Here is a 21522-nt window from a genome sequence, read left to right on the forward strand (position 1 = left end):
GCGGCGAACCGTTGCACGAGGGGGGTCGCTCCGGGCAAGGAGGCTCGTCCGCATGGAGTTCAGCAACGAGTTCCGGGTGAGCCTGCCGATGGAACCGGCCTGGGAGCTCTTCACCGACGTCGAGCGGCTGGCCCCCTGTATGCCGGGGGCCCAGCTCACCGAGGTCGACGGCGACGTGTTCCACGGGACGGTCAAGATCAGGGTGGGCGCGGTCACCGTCCAGTACCGGGGCACCGCCTCGTTCGAGGAGCGGGACGAGGCGACCCGCACCGTCCGGCTCAAGGCCACCGGACGTGACACCCACGGCCAGGGCAACGCCGACGCGCACATCACCGCGCGGCTCGTGCCGGACGGCGACGGCACCCGGGTGACGGTGGAGACCAACCTCAGCGTCACGGGGAAGGTGGCCCAGTTCGGCAAAGGCGTCATGACGGAGATCAGCGGCAAGCTGCTGGCCCGGTTCGTGGACTGCCTGGAGGCACGCCTGGCCACCGAGCGTGAGCCTGAGCCCGCAGCCGCAGCCGTAGCACCCGAAGCCGCTGCAGCGCCCGAAGCAGCACCCGAAGCCCCCGCACCACTTGTAGCGCCGGCGCCGTTGCCGACCGCCGCCCCGGCCGAGAACGAGCCGCTCGACCTGCTCGCGCTGGCCCGTGGGCCGGTGGCCAGGCGCCTGGCTCCGGTCGCCCTCGCCGCACTGGCCCTGCTCGGCCTCGCGCTCGGGTTGCGCCGGGCCCGCTGCTGCCACCGACCCCGGCCGTGAGGGGGACCAGGTGCGCGACATCCTCGACGAGGTGTACCCGTGGTACCTGGCGGGTGAGACCTTCGCGCTCGGCACCGTGGTCCGCACCTTCCGCAGCGCGCCGCGCCGGCCCGGTGCCGCCATGGCGGTGTCCGCCGCCGGCACCGTGGTCGGCAGCGTGTCGGGCGGCTGCGTCGAGGGCGCGGTGTACGAGGAGGCGAGCGCCGCGCGCGTCTCGGGACGCCCGGTGTTGCGGACCTACGGGGTGAGTGACGACGACGCCTTCGAGGTGGGGCTGACCTGCGGCGGCACCATCCAGGTCTTCGTCGAGCCGGTGTCCCGTCGCACCTTCCCCGAACTGCCCGACCTGATGCGCTCATTGACGGATCGTCAGGCTGTCGCGGTGGCCACCGTGGTGACCGGTCCGGACGCCGGGCCGGGCGCGATCGGCAGCAGGCTGGTGGTCTGGCCCGACCGCGACGCGGGCACGTTGGGCTCGACCGCACTCGACCGCGCGGTGACCATCGATGTCCGGGGCCTGCTCGACCACGGCACGACCGCGCTGCGCGAGTACGACCTGGCGGGCCGCTGCGTGGACGGCGACGCGTCGGCCGATTCCGACCGACTGGCCGTCTTCGTCTGCTCGTTCGTCCCGCCGCCCCGCCTGCTGGTGTTCGGCGCCATCGACTTCGCCGCCGCCTTCGCCGAACTCGGCGCATTCCTGGGCTACCGGGTCACGGTGTGCGACGCGCGCTCGGTCTTCGCCACCGCCGCCCGGTTCCCGCACGCGCACGAGGTGGTGGTGCGCTGGCCGCACGAGTACCTGGCCGAGGCGGCCGAAGCTGGGCGGATCGACGACCGGACGGTGGTCGCCGTGCTGACCCATGACCCCAAGTTCGACGTCCCGCTGCTGAGCTGCGCCCTGCGCCTGCCCCAGCTCGCCTATGTCGGCGCGCTGGGCTCGCGTCGCACGCACCGCGACCGGCTCGCCCGGCTACGCGAAGTCGGGCTGAACGACGTCGAGTTGGCGCGACTGTCCGCCCCGGCCGGGCTCGATCTCGGCGCCCGCACCCCGCAGGAGACGGCCGTCTCCATCGCCGCCGAGATCATCGCCGTCCGCTGGGGCGGCACCGGCCGGCCGCTCGCCCGCACCGAGGGGCCCATCCACACCGCCCTGGCGCTGGGCGAGCAGTCGCCGGCCCGGCTCGCGGCAGACTGACGCTTCCATCCTGTCCATCGTGTGACGACCGCAGCGCGGTCCGCATGCTGGTCGGGGTGGTGGATGCGGCCCCGCGTGGTGTTAGAGTCCGCCCCATGCTGCACACCACCGCACTCGCCATGATGCGAATGATGCCCCGAACTTCGGAGGCGCTTCGCTAGCGAAGCCGTGTGCGCGCAGGACGCGACGGACCCTCCGGAAACGGAGGGTCCGTTTTTTGTTGTCCCGATACCTTGTCTCGATACCGCAGGAGAACCCCCGCCATGACCCAGCCACCGGTCATCTCCCTCACCGACTGTGCCGACCCGAACGCGCTGGCCCGGCAGTCCGCCAGGATCGCCGCCCTGTTCGGTGCCACGCCGAGCGTCCTCCCGCTGGCCGGGCCGGACCCGGAAGGCGTGGCCGCGCTCACGCTGCTCGACCTGCTGCGCGCCACCGACCTGGTCGGCGGACCGACGCACCCGGCCGTCGTGCTGGTCAACATCGCGCCGCGGGACGGCCACTGGCCCAACGGAGCGCCGTTCTGCTACTTCCGCCACCGGGAGCACCTGGTGATCAGCACCCTGAACCCCAGGGTGCTGGCGCCCCTGTCGACCTTCCTGGGGCTGACGGAGGTTCATGTCACCGACGTGCGCGAGGTGTTGGAGGCCGCCGCCGCCCAGTGGGCCGAGCTGGCGCCGGCCGAGGTCGAGGAGATCGCGCGGACCCAGTTCCGCAGCCTCTGGTACGTGCCGCTGCTGGCCCGCTGGCTGGTGGACGGCCGCCCGGTCCCCGCGCGGCCGCACGCGCTGGTGACACCCGGTCAGGAGGCGGGGGAGGCCGGTGCGGTGCGGGTCGCCGTGGTGGACAACTTCGGGAACTGCAAGCTCGACCGGCCCGCCGCCGCCATCCCCGGCTACCAGGAGGTGGCCGGTCTGCCGGTCCGCAGTGGCCGCGACGGCGGCAGTGTCCGGGTGCGCTGTTACGACCGGTTGCCCGATGTCCCGTACGGCGAACCGGGGATCACCACGGGGAGTTCGGGCCTCGGATTCGCCGAACTGGTCGTACGCGGTGGCTCGGCGGCCGAAATGTTCGGCCTGCGCGAAGGTGATCGGGTCTTTCATCTCACCAGCTGACATGTTGTCCGGGCGTTACCGAACGGTAATCACCTCAATTGACAGCGCGTCGCGCCGCCCGGAATGCTGAAGCGCATGTCCGGAACCCTCCCGCTGGTACGCCGCCGCCATGTCGACCACGTGCGTTGCGCCGCTGATCTGTGTTGCTGATCCGCGTTGCCGAGTGCACCGTCCCAGCCCCTCTCTCCGCACCGTCCGTTCTGGACATCTCTGCAAGGAATCTCCCATGTCCCGTGCCCGTAAGGCCGTTGCCGTCTCGCTGGGGGCCGCCGTCGTGCTGACGGCCGCCGCCTGCGCACCCCAGCCGCAGGCCACGGCCTCGTCCGCCGCCTCCGGTGCCGCCGCCTGCTCGCCGAGCAGTCCGAACCTGTTCAAGCAGGGCCAACTGACCGTCGCCACCGATTCCCCGGCCTACGCGCCGTGGTTCGACAGCAACGCCCCGGCCGACGGCAAGGGCTTCGAGAGCGCGGTGGCCTATGCGGTGGCCGCCAAGCTCGGCTTCACCCAGAGTCAGGTCAAGTGGGCGGTCGAACCGTTCGACAATTCCTATGCCCCCGGGGCGAAGGATTTCGACTTCGACATCAACGAGATCTCGAGCACTCCGGAGCGAGCCAAGGCGGTGGACTTCTCCACCAGTTACTACACGGCCAGTCAGGCCGTGCTGGTTCTGGACAAGTCCAAGTACGCGGGGGCCGGTTCGCTGGCCGCGCTCAAGGACGCCAGGATCGGCGTCCAGGTGGCCACCACCAGCTACCAGGCGGTACTCGACCAGATCAAGCCCACCCAGCAGCCGAGCGTCTTCAACACCACCAACGACGAGGTCAACGCGCTGAAGAACGGTCAGATCGACGTGGTGGTGACCGACCTGCCGACCGTCTTCTACCTGGCGGGCTCGGAGCTGGACAACGGAAAGATCGTCGGCCAGTTCGGCTACGACGGCGGCACGCCGGAGCAGTTCGGCCTGCTGCTGCACAAGGGCAGCGGGTTGACCTCCTGCGTGAACCAGGCGCTCGCCGGGCTCAAGGCCGACGGCACGCTCGACCGGATCACCTCCCAGTGGCTGTCGGCCTCGGCCAACGCCCCCGAGCTCAAGTAAGCGCGGGTCGAACAGTGGAGCAGCAGCCCACCGCCGAGCTGAACCAGCCGGCCCAGCCGTCCGGGCAGGCGTCACCGGGGCAGGAGTACCGCCCCAGCCCCCTGCAGCAGGAGCGCGAGCGGTTCCGCCGGACCCGCAAGCGGCGCAACAGCTGGATCGCGACCCTCTGCACCCTGGCCTTCCTGCTGGCGGTGGGGGCGGCCGCGGTCGCCTCGCCGGGCTGGGACCGGGTGCACAGCCTCTTCCTGGACGGCGCGGAGTTCCGCAGGACGCTTCCCGCGATCCTGAGCGGCTTCCTGCTCAACATCCAGATGTTCCTGATCGCCGAGGTGCTGATCCTGGCCCTGGGCCTGCTGGTCGCGCTGGTGCGGGTGACCCGCGCGCCGGGCCTGCAACCCGTGCGGCTGGCCGCCACCCTGTACGTCGACGTGTTCCGCGGGGTGCCGACCCTGCTGCTGGTCTTCCTGGTCGGCTTCGGACTCCCGGCGCTCCAGTTGCAGGGCACCCCCACCCAGCCGTGGGTCCTCGGGGTGATCGCGCTGGTGCTCTCCTACGGCGCCTACGTCGGCGAGGTGCTGCGGGCCGGGCTGAACTCGGTGCACCCCGCGCAGCGCAACGCCGCGCGGGCGCTCGGCCTGAGCGAGGCGCAGACCCTGCGGCGGGTGATCCTGCCGCAGGCGGTGCGCAACGTGCTGCCGCCGCTGCTCAACGACTTCATCGCGCTGCAGAAGGACACCGCGCTGGTCGCCGTGCTCGGGCCGCTGGAGGCGCTGCGGGTCGCGCAGATCAAGGCGGACTTCGCGTTCAACTACACCCCCTACCTGGGGGCGGCGCTCCTGTTCATCGCGGTGACCATCCCGCTGACCAGGTACGCCGATCGACTGCAGCGCCGTGCGGCGCAGCGCACCTGGGCGGAGGCGGGAGCATGAGCGAGCCGTTGCTGCGGATTCGCGGCCTGCGCAAGAGCCATGGTTCACGGCTGGTCCTGCGCTCGATCGACCTGGACGTCGCCGAGCACCAGGTGGTCTGCCTGATCGGCGGTTCCGGCTCCGGCAAGTCGACGCTGCTGCGCTGCGTGGACCTGCTGGACGTGGTCGACGACGGCACCGTCCACCTGGGCGCGACCGAGCTGACCGATCCCCGCCTGGACGCGAACGTCGCCCGCCGGCGGATCGGCATAGTCTTCCAGGCCTACAACCTGTTCCCGCACCTGAGCGTGCTGGACAACATCACCCTCGCGCCGCGCCAGGTGCACAAGGTGCCGCGCAAGCAGGCCGAGGAGTCGGCGCGGGAGCTGCTGGCGCGGCTGGGACTGGCCGACAAGGCGCACGACTACCCGGACCGGCTCTCCGGCGGCCAGCAACAGCGTGCCGCGATCGCCCGCGCGCTGGCCACCGAACCGGAGTTGCTCCTCTTCGACGAGATCACCTCGGCACTCGACCCCGAACTGGTGGGAGAGGTGCTGGACGTGGTCGCGGACCTCAAGCAGCGGGGCCTGACCATCCTGATGGCCACCCACGAGATGGGCTTCGCCCGGGAGGCCGCCGACCAGGTCTGCTTCCTCGAGGACGGCGTGATCCGCGAGCAGGGCACCGCGGAGCAGGTGCTCACCGACCCGCGCCACGGGTCGACCCGGCGCTTCCTCTCCCGCGTGCTGGAACGGTAGGGACTGTCGGGGGACGGCCGCGCGGCAACACGGCTGCTGCGGCCACGACTTGACCGACCATGATTCGCCACGGCTATTTGACGCAGCGACATGTCGGCGCCACCGTCCCGCGCTACCCTCTCCCGCGTACATGCCAGAAGGCCCACCCCCGCTCCCGGAGGTCCCATGTCCTTCCTGCCTGCGCTCGCCCGTCCGGTTCGCCGCGTGGCCACCGTGCTCGCCGCCGTAGCCTTCGCACTGCCACTCGCCACCGGGTCGTCCCTCGCCGCCGACACCGGTGGCCTCTCGCTCGCCGCCGGCACCTCGGTCGGCCTCCACAACACCTACGACGACACCACCCAGTTCCCCTTCCTGGCCAACGCGTTGGACACCGGGGCCTCGCTGATCGAGCTGGACACCTGGGTGGATCCCTTCACCCACGAGTGGAAGGTCAGTCACTCCAACCCGCTGGGCAACAAGAACAACTGCGTCGACGCGACCACCACCGCCGACCTCTACCAAGGTGGCGCCAACAAGGACCTCGGCAGCTGCCTGGACGACATCCGGATCTGGCTCGCGGCCCACCCCGGCCACCCGCCGATCATGGTCAAGCTGGAGATGAAGGCGGGATTCGACGCCACGATCGGCCTCGGCCCGACCGAGCTGGACGCGCTGGTCCAGGCCCACCTGGGCGCGGACGTCTACCGCCCGGCCGACCTGCTGGGCGGCTACCCGACGCTCGACGCGGCGGCGCGCGCCGGGAACTGGCCGACGCGCTCGGCGCTGGCCGGGAAGGTGATCCTGGAGGCGATCCCGGGGACGTTCGAGATGAACAACCCCTTCGACCACCTGTGGACCGACACCGAGTACGCCCAGCACCTGGCCGCGCTCCAGGCGGCGGGCACGCTCGACCAGGCGCAGATCTTCCCCTCCGTCCTCGGCGCCGCCGCCGGCGACCCCCGCACCCGCTACCCCGACACCTCGCTGCGCCCGTGGTTCGTCGTCTTCGACGGCGACGCGCACGCCTTCGTCGACGGGGGCATCGACACCTCCTGGTACGACACCAACCACTACCTGCTGGTCATGACCGACGCCCAGAACGTGAACCCCACGCTCTCCGACACCGCCCCGAGCCAGGCCGACGCACTCGCCCGGGTGGCCCGACTCGCGGCCGCGCACGCCTCGTTCGTCTCCTGCGACTGGACGGGTCTGCCGACGGTGTTGGGTCAGCAGCTCCCGCGCGGCTAGGACGGGACCCGGTCCGTGACGGCGAGGCCCGCCGTCACGGACCGTAGGCCGATCGGGGACAGCCGGGCGTGGCTCCACGGCAGGCGTGAGCAGCTTCTGTAGACCGGTGCTCGGGGAATCTACCGGAGGTACGTCATGGACTGCTCGAGGACCCAGCTCTCCCGCCGTGGCACACTGCTCGCCGGTGCCGGCCTCGCCGCCGCGGCCGGACTGGGCCTGACCACGCCCGCGAGCGCCGCCACCGCCCGCCCGGCGCGGTATCTGACGCCACGTCAGCTCGCCGGACAGCGAGTGATCTTCTCCTATCCCGGTCCCACCGTCCCGCAGAGCCTGCTCGACGCGATCGCCGCCGGCGAGTGCGGCGGGGTCATCCTCTTCGGCGAGAACGTGACCGGCCTGCCGCAGATCACCGCCGCCGTCCAGCAGCTGCACGACGCCAACCGGAGCAGCCCGGTGGATGCCCCGCTGCTGGTGATGACCGATCAGGAGGGCGGCCTGGTGCGGCGGTTGCCCGGAGCTCCGGTGCTTTCGGCGAAGCAGATCGGTGCGTCCGCGGACCCGGCGGCGACCGCGGCGAGCGCCGGCCATGACGCCGGGCTGCTGCTGCGCGGGGCCGGAGTGAACCTCAACCTGGCGCCGGTGCTGGATGTCTTCCGTACGCCCGGCGACTTCGACGACCAGTTCCAACGGTCGTTCAGCTCGGACCCGGAGGTGGTGGCGACCTGCGGCCGGTCCTTCATCGGGGCGCAGCAGGCCGTCGGCGTCGCGGCCACCGCCAAGCACTTCCCGGGACTGGGCCCGGCCACCGCCCAGCAGAACACCGACCTGGGACCGGTCACCCTCACCACACCGCTGGCCGACCTGCGCAGCATCGACGAGCACCCGTACACCTCGGCGATCGCCGCCGGAGTCAAGCTGGTCATGGTCAGCTGGGCGATCTACACCAACCTGGACCCGGGCGTTCCTGCGGCCTTCTCCCCGCGGATCATCCACCGGGAGCTGCGCCGGCGGCACCGCTTCGAGGGGGTGACCGTCACCGACGCGATCAACGCGGGCGCGATCAGCGCGTTCGGTACCCCTGCGCAGAACGCGGTGACGGCGGCCCGGGCCGGGATGGACCTGATCCTGGAGGCGACCCGTGACGTGTCGCACGGACAGGCGGTGGTCGAGGGGTTGGCGAGCGCGTTGGACTGCGGCGACCTGGCACGAAGGGAGTTCGAGCAGGCGCTGCACCGGATCGTCGACCTCCGGAACACCCTGCGCTGAGCCGCTCGGCCTGGTCAGCGGGCAATTCCTGCGGAGCCGTCGGGGGAGAGGGCGGGCAGGCGGACGGTGAACGTCGCACCGCGTTCCGCCTGGCCGCCGCCGCTCGTGGTGGTCGGGCCGACGCTGATGGTGCCGCCGTGGGCGGTGGCGATGTCGCGGGCGATCGACAGTCCGAGCCCGGTGCCGGTGGCCTCTCCGGCGTGGCGGGTCCGGGCGGCCTGGAGGCGGACGAAGCGGTCGAAGACGCGGTCGCGGTCCTCGGGCGCGATGCCCGGGCCGTCGTCGGCGACGGTGAGGACGGCGGTGGCCGGACCGTCCGTGGTCACGGTCACCTCGATGTGCTGGTCGGCGTGGCGCTCGGCGTTGTCGAGCAGGTTGCGGATCAGCCGGGTGAGCTGGTCGGGGTCGCCGAGGACGTGCACCGTGCCGGTGGCGTGCGGCTCGACGGCGACCCGCGCCGGCGCCGCGTCGATCGCGGTCCGGGCGAGCGCGGCGAGGTCGACCGGCTCGCGGTGGCGCAACAGGGTGTCGTCGTCGGAGCGGGCCAGCAACAGGAGTGCGTCGACCAGGCGTTGCAGCCGGGTGGTCTCGGCCACGGTACGGCTCGCCAGTTCGGGCCAGGGGGCCAGGTCCGGGTGGGCGAGACCGACCTCCATCGAGGTGCGCACGGCCGCGAGGGGGGTGCGCAGTTCGTGGGAGGCGTCGGCGACGAAGCGGCGCTGGCGGGCGGCGGAGGCCTCCAGGCGGTCGAGCATGGTGTTCAGGGTGCGGGCCAGGCGGCCGATCTCGTCGTCGCTGTCCGGCTCGGGGATCCGCCGGTGCAGGTCGCTGCCGGTGATCTCGGCGGCCTCGGCGCGGATCCGTTCGACCGGGCGCAGGGTTCGGCCGATCAGCAGCCAGGAGACGCCGACCGAGCCGAGCAGGACCAGCGGCACGACGTAGAGCAGGTGCCCCTGGATGTCGTTGGTCAGGATGCCGAGCAGTTCGGTGGAGCCGCCGGCGTAGACGACCACCGGCTGCGTGCCGATGACGTAGCGCTGGGCGATCACCTGTTCGTCCCCGTGGCCGGGCGCGCCGGGTGCGGGGTGGGGCGAGGTGCTGCCGGGGGCCAGTGTGTAGAGGGCGGGCTGGCCCGCGACGTTGGCGGTGGCGGCGATCACCGTGCCGTCCGGGTTCACCACCTGGGCCCACACGGTCCGGTCGCCGGGGGAGGGCGGCAGCGGCTGCGGCCAGCGCCCGTCGACGGCGGAGTGCCCGACCGAGTCCGCGTAGGCGTCCAGCGTGGTCACCACGTTCGACCGGACCGAGCTGACCAGCGTGATGACCAGGACGGCCGTGGCGAGCGTGACGGTCACGGTGATGGCGAGCGTCGCCAGCAGCGTGAGCCGCAGCCGCAGCGAACGGCTAGGCGTGCTGCGGGTCGTGCTGCGGGTCGTGGTGCGGGTCAATGCGGTACCCCGATCCTCGGACCGTCTCGATGGTGCGGGTGGCGAACGGTTGGTCGATCTTGCGGCGCAGGTGGTGCACGCGGACCTCGACCACGGCCGGGTCGGCCTGCGAGGCGGTGTCCCAGCAGTGTTCCAGCAGTTCGCTCTTGGAGACGGCGCGACCCTCGGCCCGCAGCAGGTACTCCAGCACCGCGAGCTCACCCGGCGTCAGCGCGATCGCCCGGCCGGCGCGGCGGACCACCCGGGTGGCCGGATCCAGCGTCAGCTCGCCGGCCCGCAGCAGGGCCGGGCGCGGGGGCGCGCCGCGCCGCAGCAGCGAGCGGATGTGGGCGAGCAGGACCGGATAGACGAAGGGTTTGGTCAGGTAGTCGTCGGCGCCCAGGTCCAGTCCCTCGGCCTGGTCGAGGGGTGCGTCCATGGCGGTGAGCATCAGGATCGGCGTCCAGTTCCCGGCTTCGCGCAGCCGCGCGCAGATCTGGTAGCCGTCCAGGCCGGGGAGCATGACGTCGAGGATGATCAGGTCGAAGTCGTGCTCGGTCGCCTGCCAGAGCCCCTCGGTGCCGTCGGCCGACAGCTGCACGGCGTAGCCCTCGGCCCGCAGTCCCCAGGTCAGGGACGCCCCGAGGGCCTCGTCGTCTTCGATCACCAGGATGCGCATGGCTCAAGCTTGCCCGGACGGGTGGGTGCCCGCCGCGCTCATCGCGCCGTCGTGCTCGTACTCGCCGTCGTGCTCACCGCTTTCGTGCTCCGCGCCTTCGTGCCCCGCGCCTTCGCGCTGCGGGTCCGCCGTCGGGGCGCTCGGCTCGACCCGCAGCAGCCGGGCGGCCCAGCCGGGCAGGTACCAGTTGGCGCGCCCGAAGAGCACCACCAGCGCCGGGGTGAGCAGGGTGCGCACGACCAGGGCGTCGATCAGCACGCCGGCCGCCATGCCGGTGGCCATCATCTTGATCGTCACGTCCGGCGAGGAGGAGAGCGAGATCAGCGCCAGGAAGAGGATCAGCGCGGCGCTGGTGACCAGCCGTCCGGTCCTGGAGACGCCTTCGACCACGGCGTCGTTGGTGCGTCCGGTGCGATCGAAGGCCTCGCGGATCCGGGACAGGATGAACACCTCGTAGTCCATCGACACCCCGAACAGGAAGCCGAAGAGCAGCATCGGCACGAACGGGCTGATCGATCCGGTCGCCGGGATGCCCCACAGGGCGTTCGAGCCCCAGCCGAGCTGCCAGACGAGCACCAGCACGCCGTACGCGGCGCCGACCGACAGCACGTTCAGGGCGACGGCCTTGGCGGGCAGCAGCAGCGAGCGCATGCCCCGGGCCAGCAGCACGAAGGTCAGCAGGGCCACCAGGCCCAGCAGGAGCGGGAACCAGGAGGACATGATGTGGGCGACATCGCTCGCCTGGACCTGGTCGCCGCCGATCATCGCGTTGTGCGGCGCCGCGGCGCGCAGGTTCGCCAGCGCGCTGCCGGCGTGGGCGGTGCCGATCTCGCTGTTGGGCAGGCCCATGATCACCGAGCTGCCGGCGTGCTGCCAGGCCGGGGTGTTCGCGACCAGGACGCCGTGCAGGTCCGGTACGGCCCGCAGGGTCGCAGCGGTGCTCGCGGGGTCGGTGCCGGCCGGGAGTTCGATCGGGACCGGGGTCAACACGCCGGTGGGGAACCCGTCGTGCTGCAGCGCGACCAGACCCTGCTGCGCCGGGCCGTTCGCGGCCAGTGAAGTGGACGCCGGGGCGGCGATGTTGATGGTCAGTCCGAAGGCGCACAGGGTGCCCAGGATGCCCGCGCCGAGCAGGGCCGCGGTCTTGGGCCAGGCCACGATGGTGCGCGCGGTGCGGGTCCACATGGTGTCGGAGGCGGTGCTCCTGCGGTGGTGCAGCCGGATCCGGTCCAGGCGCGGCCCGACGGTGACCAGCAGCAGCGGGATGGTGGTCAGCGCCACCAGCGCCGCGATGGAGGGGATGAACAGGCCGGACAGGCCGACGCCTTGCAGGAACGAGACGGGGACCACCATCAGCGCGAACAGTCCCAGCGAGGCGATCAGCGCGCTGAACGCCACCGAGTGCCCGGCCTTGTGCAGCGAGTGCAGCACCGCCTGCCTGTTGTCGGCGCCTTGGTCGCGCTCCTCGCGCCAGCGGTTGACCAGCAGCAGCGCGTAGTCGATCGAGAGGCCGAGGCCCAGCAGGGCGACGATGAACTGCACCGAGGGGTTGATGGCGATGTTGGTGGCGTAGGTCAGGCCCCAGACGGCCAGTTGCATGGTCAGCACGGAGATGATGGCGGACAGCAGCGGCAGCAGGGCGAGGGCGGAGCCGAACACCCAGGCCAGCACGAGCAGGGCGAGCCCCACACCGACCAGCAGCTCGGTCAGCACGCTGGACCCGCCGCTGGTGCCGCCGGCGCTGAGCTGCTCGATGCCGGTCTGGTGCACGGTGGTGCCGGGGACCGCGTGGGTGATCGCGTTGCTCATCGCGTCCAGCACCGGCGGGGCGACCGCGATGCCGGGCTCGGGCGGGTAGACCATCACCAGGGTGGAGGTCCCGCCGGCGCCGACCAGGGCGCGGTCACCGGTGTTGGCGAAGGACAGGTCGCGCACCCCGGGGACGGCGGTGGCGGTCCGGTCGGCGGCGGCGAGGCCGGCCGCCACGGCGGTGCTGTCGGCGGTGGCGCCCCGCGGCAGGTCGACGACCAGCACGCTGGGGTTGGCGCCGGCCCCGCCGTACTCCTTCGCGATCGCGGTGTTGGCGTGGTAACTGGCCGTGTTGACCGTGGTACCGCTCTTGAGACGGCCGGCGACCTGGGGCGCGATCAGCACCCCGACGACAGTGAGCGCGACCCAGGCCAGGCCGACCCACACACGATGCCGCATGACGAACGCGGCGAAGCGTTCCACGAAGAACCACCTCCAGGAGCGGGCTGGTCCGCAGGGGCACGGGCCAGCGACGTTCACGACGCTAGGAGGGGGCACCTTTCGATTCCCTTAACCGGCCGGTCTCGCGTTGGGGCCTCGCATCATGCAGTCTGCTATAGCAAATTTGCTGCCGCTCAGAGAGGCCAATGATGCTCGCTCGTCGCTCTCGCTCTCGCTCTCGCTCCGCCACCGCCCTGGCGGTCACCGCCCTCGCCCTGGGCGCGGCCATGGCCGGCTGCTCGAAGAGTTCCACCTCGGTGCAGCCGCCCGCCGCCGCCACCCCCGCCGCCCCGGCGGCGGTCGCCGACCTGGTCACCAAGTCGCACGGCGAGTCCGGGCTGATCATGTACGGCAACGCGCCGACGGCCGTGATCCAGCCGCTGCTGGACGACTTCACCAAGACGTACCCGTGGATCAAGCCGGCGTACTCGCAGCTCTCGGACAACCAGGTCTACAGCAAGTACCAGTCCGAGCACGCGCAGCAGGCCCGCAGCGCCGACCTGCTGATCTCCGACTCGATCGCCCAGGTGCTGCAGGGCGAGCAGAACGGCCTGTTCGCCGGCGTCACCCCGCAGGGCCTGGCGAACTTCCCGAGCTACACCGACCAGGGCCACGGCGTGTACGTGATGTCGCCCGACCCGGTGCTGGTCGCCTGGAACACCAAGGAGCTGTCCGGGAGCCAGATCCCCACCAGCTACGCGCAGTTGGCCGCGAGCGTCAAGAACGACCCGTCCCACTTCCCGCTGGTCAGCTACTCGCCCAACAACCCGCTGGGCTACGAGGCGGTCTACGGCCTGACCCACATCCTGGGCGCCGACACCGCCTACGGCCGGCTGGACGCCTACGGCCCGCACACCAGGACCATGGACGAGGGCCTGGACGGCATGCAGTACCTGGCCCAGGGCGGAGCCTCGGTCGCCTGGCTCTCCAGCGGGCTGGCCCAGGCCGTGGTCCCGCAGTACAAGGGCCTGGCCGACTACGGGTACATGAGCGACGCCACCCCGCTGGTGCCGCGGCTGATCACGCAGACCGCCGGCGCGGCGTCGCCCGCCTCGGCCCAGCTCTTCCTGGACTACCTCTACAGCGCCGAGGGCCAGCAGGTGATGTGCGCGGCCGGGATGGAGGCCTCGATGAACGACTTCCGGTCCGCGAGCGGCTGCACCGCGGATCTGACCGATCTGGCCAAGCACGTGCCCGCCAACACCACCTACCTCGTCCCGGTCTCCCAGGACGTGGTCGACCAGCAGAAGGCCATCACCGACCGCTGGAACAAGGCCCTGGGCCACTGACCCCGCCATGACCCCGCACCCGCACCCGCACTCGCACCTGCTTGCCGCCGCCCCGGTCGCCCCGCGCGACCGGCGCCGCCGCCACCTCCCTCAGGGACCCGGCCAGTACCTGGTCTGGGCCGCGGTCGCCGTGCTGACCCTGGCCCCCCTCGCGCCCTTGGTCGTCACCTCGCTGCGCTCCAAGCCCTACTACCTGCCCGGCGGCGTGTTCAGCGTCGACGCCTACGGGAAGCTCTTCGCCGATCCGGCGTTCCGTCAGGCCGCCCTGAACACCGCCCTGTTCGCGCTGAGCGCCACCGCACTCGCGGTGCTGCTCGGCGCCACCTTCGCCGTCCTGGTCACCCGCACCAACCTGCCCGGCCGGCGCTGGCTGGGCCCGGCCCTGTCGGCCCCGCTGCTGATTCCGCCGCTGGGACTGATCGTCGGCTGGGAGTCGCTGTACGGACCGGCCGGCTACCTGACCCAGCTGTGGTCCAAGAACCTGCACCTGCCCGCCTGGAATCTCACCTCGCTCCCCGGCATGTCCGTGCTCGGCGCGGTGGTCACCCTCCCCATCGCCTACCTGACCTGCAAGGCGGTGCTGGAGGGTGCGGACGGCACGCTGGAGGACGCCGTGCGCGCCTCCGGCGGCGGAACGCCGCGCGTCCTGCGCACCGTGACCGTGCCGATGCTGCGCACCGCCCTGCTCGACAGCGGGATGCTCATCTTCACGCTCTGCCTCGAGGTGCTGGGCATCCCGCTCTTCCTGGGCCGCCCGGCGCACATCAGCTTCATCGCCAGCTACCTCTACGACACGTGGTCCAACAGCGCCGTCCCCGACCCGCCGATCGTCTCCGCCGGCGCGATCCTGCTGCTCGTGGTGGCCTCGGCCATCCTGATCACCCGCGGCCGGCTGCTGCGGCACGCCGCCCGCTACACCGCCGGCACCCGGGCCGCCCCGCCGGCCCGTCCCCTGGACCTGGGCCGCTGGCGGCTCCCGGCGGTGGCGGGCATGGCCGGCTTCGTGGCCCTGACCTGCGTGATCCCGCTGCTGGGCCTGGCCCTGATGTCATCGGTCACCGACCTGACCACGCTGGTGGTGCCCTGGCACCTGTGGACCGGCGCCAACTGGCACCAGATCTGGACCGATCCCACCCTGCACCGCGCGATCACCGACAGCCTGCTGGTCGCGGTGGTCGGCAGCGTGGCCACCGTCGCGCTGGTGGCGCTCGCCACGGTCGTCGCCCACCGCTCCCGCTTCCGGCTGCGCCGCACCCTGCCCGCGCTGCTGGTCTACCCCCGCGCCACCCCCGGCATCGTCTTCGGCGTCGGCTTCTTCTGGCTGTTCCTGATCGTCGACTGGCCGGGCGCGCTGCTGCGCAACAGCCTCTGGGGCGAGCTGCTCGCCCTGTGCGTGCGGAACATGACGCTCGCCTACATCGTCCTGAGCCCGGCGCTGGCTCGGATCAGCCCGGAACTGGCCAGGGCCGCCGCCGGCTCGGGCGCGAGCTGGTGGACCACCACCCGTCGCATCACGCTGCCGTTGCTGCGTCCGGCGCTGCTCAGCGCTCTGGTGCTGATGTTCGTCACCCTGGTCAGCGACTACGACCCGGTGGTGTTCCTGACCAAGCCCGGCACCGAACTGCTCGGCACCACCATGCTCCAGACCTGGTCCAAGGGGCTCCCCGGGCCGGTCGCCGCCCTGGCTCTGGTCCAAGTCCTGCTGGTCGCCGGCGCCTTGGCGATCGGCCTCGGGTGGACCCTGCGCAAGACGAGCGCAGCAAGCAGGGCACGCAAGACAGACAAGACAGGCAAGGCAGACAAGACAGGCAAGACAGGCAAGGCAAGCAAGATGAACGAGACGAGCGAGAGAGGCCGCCATGCCTGAGATCTCCGTCCGCCGGCTGACCCAGGCCTTCGGGTCCGCCCGCGTCCTGGACCAGGTCGACTTCACCGTCCCCGACGGCGAGTTCGTCACCCTGCTCGGCCCCAGCGGCTGCGGCAAGACCACCACCCTGATGTCCATCGCCGGCTTCCACACCCCCGACGCCGGCACCATCGCGCACGGCGACCGGGTGCTCTTCGACGCCGCCGCTCGCCGCAATCTCCCGGCCGAGCAGCGGGAGTTGGGCGTGGTCTTCCAGTCCTACGCGCTGTGGCCGCACCTGACGGTGGCACAGAACGTGGGCTTCCCGCTGAAGATCCGCCGCGTCGGCAAGGCCGAGATCACCCGCCGCGTCGGCGAGGTCCTCGACCTGGTCGAACTCGGTCACCGTGCGGCCGCGCACCCGCACCAGCTCTCCGGCGGCCAGCAGCAACGCGTCGCGCTGGCCAGGGCGCTGGCCCACCGGCCCAGCGCGCTGCTGCTCGACGAGCCGTTCTCCAACCTGGACGCCAAGCTGCGCGAACGGGCCCGCGAATGGCTCGGCGAGCTGCAACGCGAGCTCGGCATCAGCACGGTCTTCGTCACCCACGACCAGACCGAGGCGCTCGCCATGAGCGACCGGATCCTGGTCATGAACGGCGGTCGCATCGTTCGCGCGGGCACGCCCGAGGAGGTCTACCACCGCCCCGGCAGCCGGTTCGTCGCCGACTTCCTGGGCCGCTGCAACTTCGTGACCGGCACCGCCCGCCGGACCGGCGCCGACACCGTGCTGCTGGAGGTCCCGGGGCTACCGGGCGGCATCCCCTGCCACGGCGAAGCCGGTTCGGCGCCCGGCATCGCGACCGCGGCGATTCGACCCGAGGCGCTCATCCTCAGCGAGCCGCGAACCGGCGCGGGTGGCGCCGGTTGGCAGGCCGAGGTCACCCAGCTGACCTTCCTCGGCGACCACTATCTCTACACCCTCCAGGTGGGACCGCATTCCCTCCAGGCCCTCAGCACCCGCCGCGTCCACGGCGTCACCGTCCAGGTCACGCCGGCCCCCGCCGCCGCCAGTCTCGTCACCGACGAGCCGGTCCCTGCCGACCGCGAAGCCGACCTCGGACGGGCGGTGGCTCCGTCCGTGCTACGTGCTGTTTGACAAGTGTGCTGTAGCAGACAACAAATGGGTCATATGACGCTTCCAGCCCTCAGCTCCCAGACACTGGCCGACCAGGCGTACCGAGCCCTGCGGGCGGCGATCATCCAGGGCGACCTGCCGTGGGGCGAGAAGATCACCGAGCGGGGCCTGGCCGCCGGCCTCGGCGTCAGCGCCACCCCAGTCCGCGAGGCCCTGCGCCGGCTCGAGCAGGAGCAGTTGGTCGAACACACCGGGCCCCGCTCACTGCGGGTGGCCACGGTCTCCCCGCAGGCCCGAAGCGAGAGCGGGCTGATCGAGGCGTCCCTGGAGGGAGTGGCCGCCCGGTTCGCCGCCCAGAAGGCCACCGCCAAGCAACTCGACCGGCTGGAGCGACTGCTCGACGACGCGGACGCGGCGGGCTTGGCACTGCGCGCCGAGCGCGACGTCGGCCGACAGCTCAACCCCGACAAGGTCGAGCGCGTCTTCACCGCGCTGCGGGACTTCCACGACTTGGTGGAGACCGCGGCGGACAACAGCCACCTGGCCCGCGCGCTGGACCAGGTTCGGGCCTTCAGCCGCTCCGAGCGGCTGGAGATCACCGTGGCCCAACTCGCCGCCGGAGCCTCGGGGCCGATCCAGCGCTACGGCCAGCACCGCGAGCTCCTCGCCGCGCTGCGCGCGCATGACGGCGACCGCGCCGAGCAGTTGGCCCGTACCCACGCGGCCGCGGGCGTCGCGGACCTCGCCGGCTGGGACGTCTGAAGCGGCGCGTGCAGTGCCAGCAGTGCCAGCAGCGCCAGCGCGTGGTCCGATAGCGGTCCGCTGAGCGGCGGCGATGCGCGGGTCGTTCTACAGGACATGTGCTATAGCAAATAGCTTACAACTCACAGAAAGCGACCCACCAGATGGAGATCAGGATCCTGGCGCCCACCGGCGTCCTCGGCGCGGGCTTCCGCGTCGAGTCGCTGGAACGGGGCGTCGCCCTGCGCCCGCACGTCATCGCCTGCGACGCGGGCTCCACCGACAGCGGCCCCTACTACCTGGGCAGCGGGCAGCCGAAACTCTCCCGCGAAGCCGTCGGCCGCGACCTGCGGCTGCTGCTGAAGGCCCGCGACACCCTCGGCGTCCCGCTGATCATCGGCTCCTGCGGCACCAGCGGACGCGACATCGGCGTCGACCAGGTCGCCGAGCTCGCCCGCGAGATCGCGCGGCAGGAGGGCCTGTCCTTCAAGCTCGCCCTCATCTACGCCGACCAGGACCCCGGCTACCTCACCGAGCGCTACGAGCAGGGCCGCATCCGCCCGCTGCACCCGGCGCCGCCGATCGACCTGGAGACCCTGACGGGCAGTCAGGTGGTCGGCATGATGGGCGTCGAGCCGATCCAGCGGGCGCTGAGCGAGGGCGCCGACGTGGTCCTCGCCGGGCGGGCCAGCGACACCGCCCTGTACGCGGCGCTGCCGCACGCGATGGGCGCCGACCCGGGGCTGACCTGGCACGCGGCCAAGACCGTCGAGTGCGGCGCCGCGTGTGCGATCCCGCCCAGCGCGGACGGCCTCTTCGTCCACCTGCGCGAGGACCACTTCGACGTCGAACCGCTGGACCCGGGCGCCCGGCTGACCCCGCACTCGGTGGCCGCCCACACCCTGTACGAGAACGCCAACCCCTACCTGATCACCGAGCCCTCCGGCGTGCTGGACACCACCGACGCGACCTACACCGCCCTGGACGAGCGCCGGGTGCGGGTGGCCGGCGCCGTCTACCGTCCCAGCGACACCTACACGGTCAAGCTGGAGGGCTCCCGGCTGGTCGGTTACCAGAGCATCGCCGTCGGCGGCATCCGCGACCGGGTCGTCATCGAGCAGTTGCCGAGCCTGTTGCCCAAGGCCCAGGAGTACTTCCGGGCGAAGATCCGCGACGTCTTCGCCGGCCGCGTCAACCCCGACGACATCGACATCGACTACCGCCTCTACGGCCGCGACGCCGTGCTGGGCGGGCGCGACCCGGACCGCGAACAGCCCGCCCACGAACTGGGCGTGCTGATCACCGTCACCGCCCCCACCCAGGCCACCGCCAGTGCGATCGCGACCTTCGTGACCCACACCAGCTCGCACCTGCCGATCCCGCAGTACGAGGGCCTGGCCAGCACCATCGCCTTCCCCTTCTCGCCCCCGGAGACCGACCGCGGCCCGGTGTACCAGTTCACGCTCAACCACGTCGCGCTCCCCGGCACGCCCCATGAGATGTTCCGCACCGTCCACGAAGAGGTGACCCCGTGACCCGGCTGCTCGACCTGTGCTCGCTGATCCGCTCCAAGAACGCCGGCCCGTTCGTCCTCACCTTCGACTTCATGTGCCACGACCAGGACGGCTACGACCGGCTGCGCACCTCCGGGGTGCTCACCCCGCAGCTCTTCGCCGACCTGTACGGCGCCGACCCGCGGGATGTCCTGGTCGTCCACCACGACCGCGCCCAGGCGGTGAAGGTCTCGCTGCCCCGGCCGGTCCGCCAGGGCGACATCCACGACTCCGACAGCTACGGCGGCCAGCAGTACGCCCCGCTGGTCGACCTGGAGATCCCCGCACCGCCCCGCTGAGCCACGCGAATCCGGGGTGACCGGCCCGGGTGCGCGGGCCGGCCGCCTCCGTCTGCTGCTGCGACAGTCCCACCGACCGGCACATTGTCGCTGGTTGTAGTGTTGCCGAATATCCTCCGTGTCCGATCGGCGGGTGTCGTAGGTTGATTCCTGGTCGGCATCGACTCGACATCGCGTCATCGCGCGGGTGTTCGGGCTGGTGTAGCGTAGCGTCAGGGGGATCTGCATGTTCGGTAGTCGGGTTCGGTATAGCTCGGGCCAACCTTTCGGGGTGCGCGGGGGCCGGCTGCGTGATGCTCAACTTCGCTCTCACAGCCGCCGTTTGATGCGGCGTCTCGCGCCGTCGCTGCCATTGAGCGTTACCACTCTGTGCGACTCGATCGGCGAGCTGCGCGGTACACCGATCAAACTGCTGGAATGGGATCTTCCGGCCGACGGGCCTTTCGGTGTGCTGATTTCGCGCCACGACGAGGATGTGATCGCCTATCAGGCGAAAACCACCAAGGCGCACCAGGCGCACATCATCCTGCATGAGGTCGGACACATCGTCGCCTACGACCTCGCGGGCGAGCGGCCGGCGACGCAGATGCAGTTCCGGACGTGCTACTCCGACCGGGACGAGCGGGACGCCGAGATCATCGCTTCCACGATCATGCAGTACGCCATATCGATGAGCCGTCGCACGCGGCGCTACGGTCTCGACGAGCCGTGGCGGCCCTCCGTCTACAACAGCCTCGTTCTCACAGACGGGCTGACGTGAGCGTGCTCAACCTGGTCGCGATCGTCACGCTCCTCGGTGGCGCCGCGTGGACGCTGCCTGCCCTGATCCAGCGGCGTTTCCGGGACCCGATGCGGCTGCACCTGTGCCTGTCCCTGTTCCTGATGGGCGTGGGGAACGTGCTGTACCAGCCGCCCGTCCTGCGGTTCGTCGACGATTGCACCTTCGCCGGGTTCACCAAAGTCACCTACAACATGGCGGTGTTGACCGGGCTCTGCCTCATGGTCGGCTTCCTGCGCGAGAGTCCACTGAACCGCTGGAGGTTTCCGTGGCCCTGGGAGATCGGTGCCCTCCTGGTCTGCCTGGTGGGAATGATCCTCGCAACGGTGCTTCTGCCGTCGCCTCGGCGCAACCACGTCCTGACGTCCGCCTTCCTGGTGGACTGGCGCGTGCGGGCGTTCTACAACCTCGGCAACTTCTACCTGCTCTTCGGGTACGCCGCCTGCGCCGTTCTCGCCGGGGGCCACGCGCGGCGCGGGCGTTCACTGCGCAGGCTGTCGTTGGCCACCATCTCGGTCGGGCTGACCGGGTTGGCCCTGTCCTGCTTCTTCCGTTTCCTCTGGGTCAACGTGCCCGTGCTCCGGGAGCCCGGACGGCTGATCACGTACGAGGACGACTTCGTCTTCGGCCAGATCGCCACCATCGTGGTGTGTGCCGGGCTGACTCTGCCGTTCCTGGTGAGCGTGGTGCAGATCGCGCAGGAGAGGCTGGACTGCCGCGCCCAGTTCCACGGTCTGGAGGAGTTGTGGAACCGGCTGGTGGAGTTCCATCCCGAGCTGGTCCTCGACCACCGCAGCCGACGCCGACGGCTGGTGCCCGCGAACGCCCAAGCCGTCTACCGCCGTTACGTGGAGTGCCGGGACGGCCTGACCCGGCTCGGCCCCTACCTGCGGCTCGCTGCGGAGGACGGGTCGGATCCCGCGCGGCATGACGACCCGCGAACGTCCGCCCAGCTCATCGATCGCGCGTTGCGCATCATCGCAGACCGCGGTGAGGGGGGTGACGCGCTGCCGATGACGCCGACCTTCGTCCTCGCCCCGGAGGGGCGTTACCGCATCGACGGCTACGACTACGAGAACGATCTCGTCGCCCTCATCCGGCTCTCCGATGAACTGCGGGCGCTGCGCACCGGTTCCGTGCCGGTACGCCGACCGCCCGCGGGCAGTCCCGCCCCCTCGGCCTCGGCCCGGTAGGGCC

At 71.3% G+C, this 21522-nt stretch carries 19 protein-coding genes; 16 read left to right on the top strand and 3 right to left on the bottom strand.

The genetic code is table 11. The annotated features are described in order from the left end of the window. Positions 1-52: 52 nt before the first annotated feature. The 8 genes from ABH937_RS22915 (at position 53) to ABH937_RS22950 (ending at position 8328) form a co-directional block, all read left to right on the top strand. Positions 53-760: an SRPBCC family protein gene (locus ABH937_RS22915; RefSeq protein ID WP_280693023.1), complete on the top strand. Its 708-nt coding sequence runs from the start codon at positions 53-55 to the stop codon at positions 758-760. Positions 761-770: 10 nt separating this feature from the next. Continuing rightward, positions 771-1958, top strand: coding sequence for an XdhC family protein (locus ABH937_RS22920; protein WP_280693022.1), 1188 nt, complete (start codon positions 771-773; stop codon positions 1956-1958). Between the two features lie 263 nt (positions 1959-2221). Continuing rightward, the gene (locus ABH937_RS22925) at positions 2222-3073 is read left to right on the top strand and encodes an SAM hydroxide adenosyltransferase (protein ID WP_280693020.1); all 852 of its coding nucleotides are present in this window, start codon (positions 2222-2224) and stop codon (positions 3071-3073) included. A gap of 226 nt (positions 3074-3299) precedes the next feature. Then, on the top strand, positions 3300-4169 hold the full coding sequence (locus tag ABH937_RS22930; RefSeq protein ID WP_280693018.1) for an ABC transporter substrate-binding protein: 870 nt from the start codon (positions 3300-3302) through the stop codon (positions 4167-4169). Between the two features lie 14 nt (positions 4170-4183). Next, positions 4184-5098: an amino acid ABC transporter permease gene (locus tag ABH937_RS22935; RefSeq protein WP_280693017.1), complete on the top strand. Its 915-nt coding sequence runs from the start codon at positions 4184-4186 to the stop codon at positions 5096-5098. After that, positions 5095-5835, top strand: coding sequence for an amino acid ABC transporter ATP-binding protein (locus ABH937_RS22940; RefSeq protein WP_280693016.1), 741 nt, complete (start codon positions 5095-5097; stop codon positions 5833-5835). The genes ABH937_RS22935 and ABH937_RS22940 overlap by 4 nt, the downstream gene beginning before the upstream one ends. A 165-nt stretch (positions 5836-6000) precedes the next feature. Further along, positions 6001-7062 (top strand): phosphatidylinositol-specific phospholipase C domain-containing protein, encoded by a 1062-nt coding sequence (locus ABH937_RS22945; RefSeq protein WP_280693015.1) that lies wholly within the window; start codon positions 6001-6003, stop codon positions 7060-7062. A gap of 135 nt (positions 7063-7197) precedes the next feature. Next, a complete protein-coding gene (locus ABH937_RS22950; protein ID WP_370219274.1) occupies positions 7198-8328 on the top strand; it encodes a glycoside hydrolase family 3 N-terminal domain-containing protein in 1131 nt (376 codons plus the stop codon). A 14-nt stretch (positions 8329-8342) separates the two neighbouring features. Here ABH937_RS22950 and ABH937_RS22955 read toward each other — a convergent pair whose 3' ends face one another. From ABH937_RS22955 to ABH937_RS22965, 3 genes are read right to left on the bottom strand one after another with little or no spacing between them, the layout of a single operon-like run. Then, positions 8343-9776, bottom strand: coding sequence for a HAMP domain-containing sensor histidine kinase (locus ABH937_RS22955; protein WP_280693013.1), 1434 nt, complete (start codon positions 9774-9776; stop codon positions 8343-8345). Beyond that, complete coding sequence (locus ABH937_RS22960) at positions 9733-10434, bottom strand: response regulator transcription factor (RefSeq protein ID WP_280693012.1); 702 nt, start codon at positions 10432-10434, stop codon at positions 9733-9735. The genes ABH937_RS22955 and ABH937_RS22960 overlap by 44 nt, the downstream gene beginning before the upstream one ends. A 3-nt stretch (positions 10435-10437) precedes the next feature. Next, entirely contained in the window at positions 10438-12666 is a 2229-nt protein-coding gene (locus tag ABH937_RS22965) for an MMPL family transporter (protein WP_370219275.1), read from the bottom strand. Between the two features lie 164 nt (positions 12667-12830). Here ABH937_RS22965 and ABH937_RS22970 point away from each other — a divergent pair, with 164 nt between their 5' ends. The 8 genes from ABH937_RS22970 to ABH937_RS23005 all read left to right on the top strand — a co-directional run bounded on the left by ABH937_RS22970 (position 12831) and on the right by ABH937_RS23005 (position 21518). After that, complete coding sequence (locus tag ABH937_RS22970; protein WP_370219276.1) at positions 12831-13973, top strand: ABC transporter substrate-binding protein; 1143 nt, start codon at positions 12831-12833, stop codon at positions 13971-13973. Positions 13974-13980: 7 nt separating this feature from the next. Then, positions 13981-15840, top strand: a complete 1860-nt coding sequence (locus tag ABH937_RS22975) for an ABC transporter permease (protein WP_370219277.1) — start codon at positions 13981-13983, stop codon at positions 15838-15840. Further along, the gene (locus ABH937_RS22980; RefSeq protein ID WP_280693008.1) at positions 15833-16975 is read left to right on the top strand and encodes an ABC transporter ATP-binding protein; all 1143 of its coding nucleotides are present in this window, start codon (positions 15833-15835) and stop codon (positions 16973-16975) included. Before ABH937_RS22975 ends, ABH937_RS22980 begins: the two co-directional genes overlap by 8 nt. Positions 16976-17008: 33 nt before the next feature. Beyond that, complete coding sequence (locus tag ABH937_RS22985) at positions 17009-17716, top strand: GntR family transcriptional regulator (protein ID WP_370219278.1); 708 nt, start codon at positions 17009-17011, stop codon at positions 17714-17716. A gap of 143 nt (positions 17717-17859) precedes the next feature. Next, entirely contained in the window at positions 17860-19230 is a 1371-nt protein-coding gene (locus ABH937_RS22990; RefSeq protein WP_370219279.1) for an acyclic terpene utilization AtuA family protein, read from the top strand. Further along, positions 19227-19547: a DUF4387 domain-containing protein gene (locus ABH937_RS22995; protein WP_280693005.1), complete on the top strand. Its 321-nt coding sequence runs from the start codon at positions 19227-19229 to the stop codon at positions 19545-19547. Before ABH937_RS22990 ends, ABH937_RS22995 begins: the two co-directional genes overlap by 4 nt. A gap of 325 nt (positions 19548-19872) precedes the next feature. Further along, positions 19873-20307 (top strand): hypothetical protein, encoded by a 435-nt coding sequence (locus ABH937_RS23000; protein ID WP_370219280.1) that lies wholly within the window; start codon positions 19873-19875, stop codon positions 20305-20307. After that, entirely contained in the window at positions 20304-21518 is a 1215-nt protein-coding gene (locus ABH937_RS23005) for an MAB_1171c family putative transporter (RefSeq protein ID WP_280693003.1), read from the top strand. The genes ABH937_RS23000 and ABH937_RS23005 overlap by 4 nt, the downstream gene beginning before the upstream one ends. Positions 21519-21522 lie beyond the last annotated feature (4 nt).

Origin of the sequence: Kitasatospora sp. GAS1066B (assembly GCF_041262605.1) — a bacterium.
Taxonomy (GTDB): domain Bacteria; phylum Actinomycetota; class Actinomycetes; order Streptomycetales; family Streptomycetaceae; genus Kitasatospora.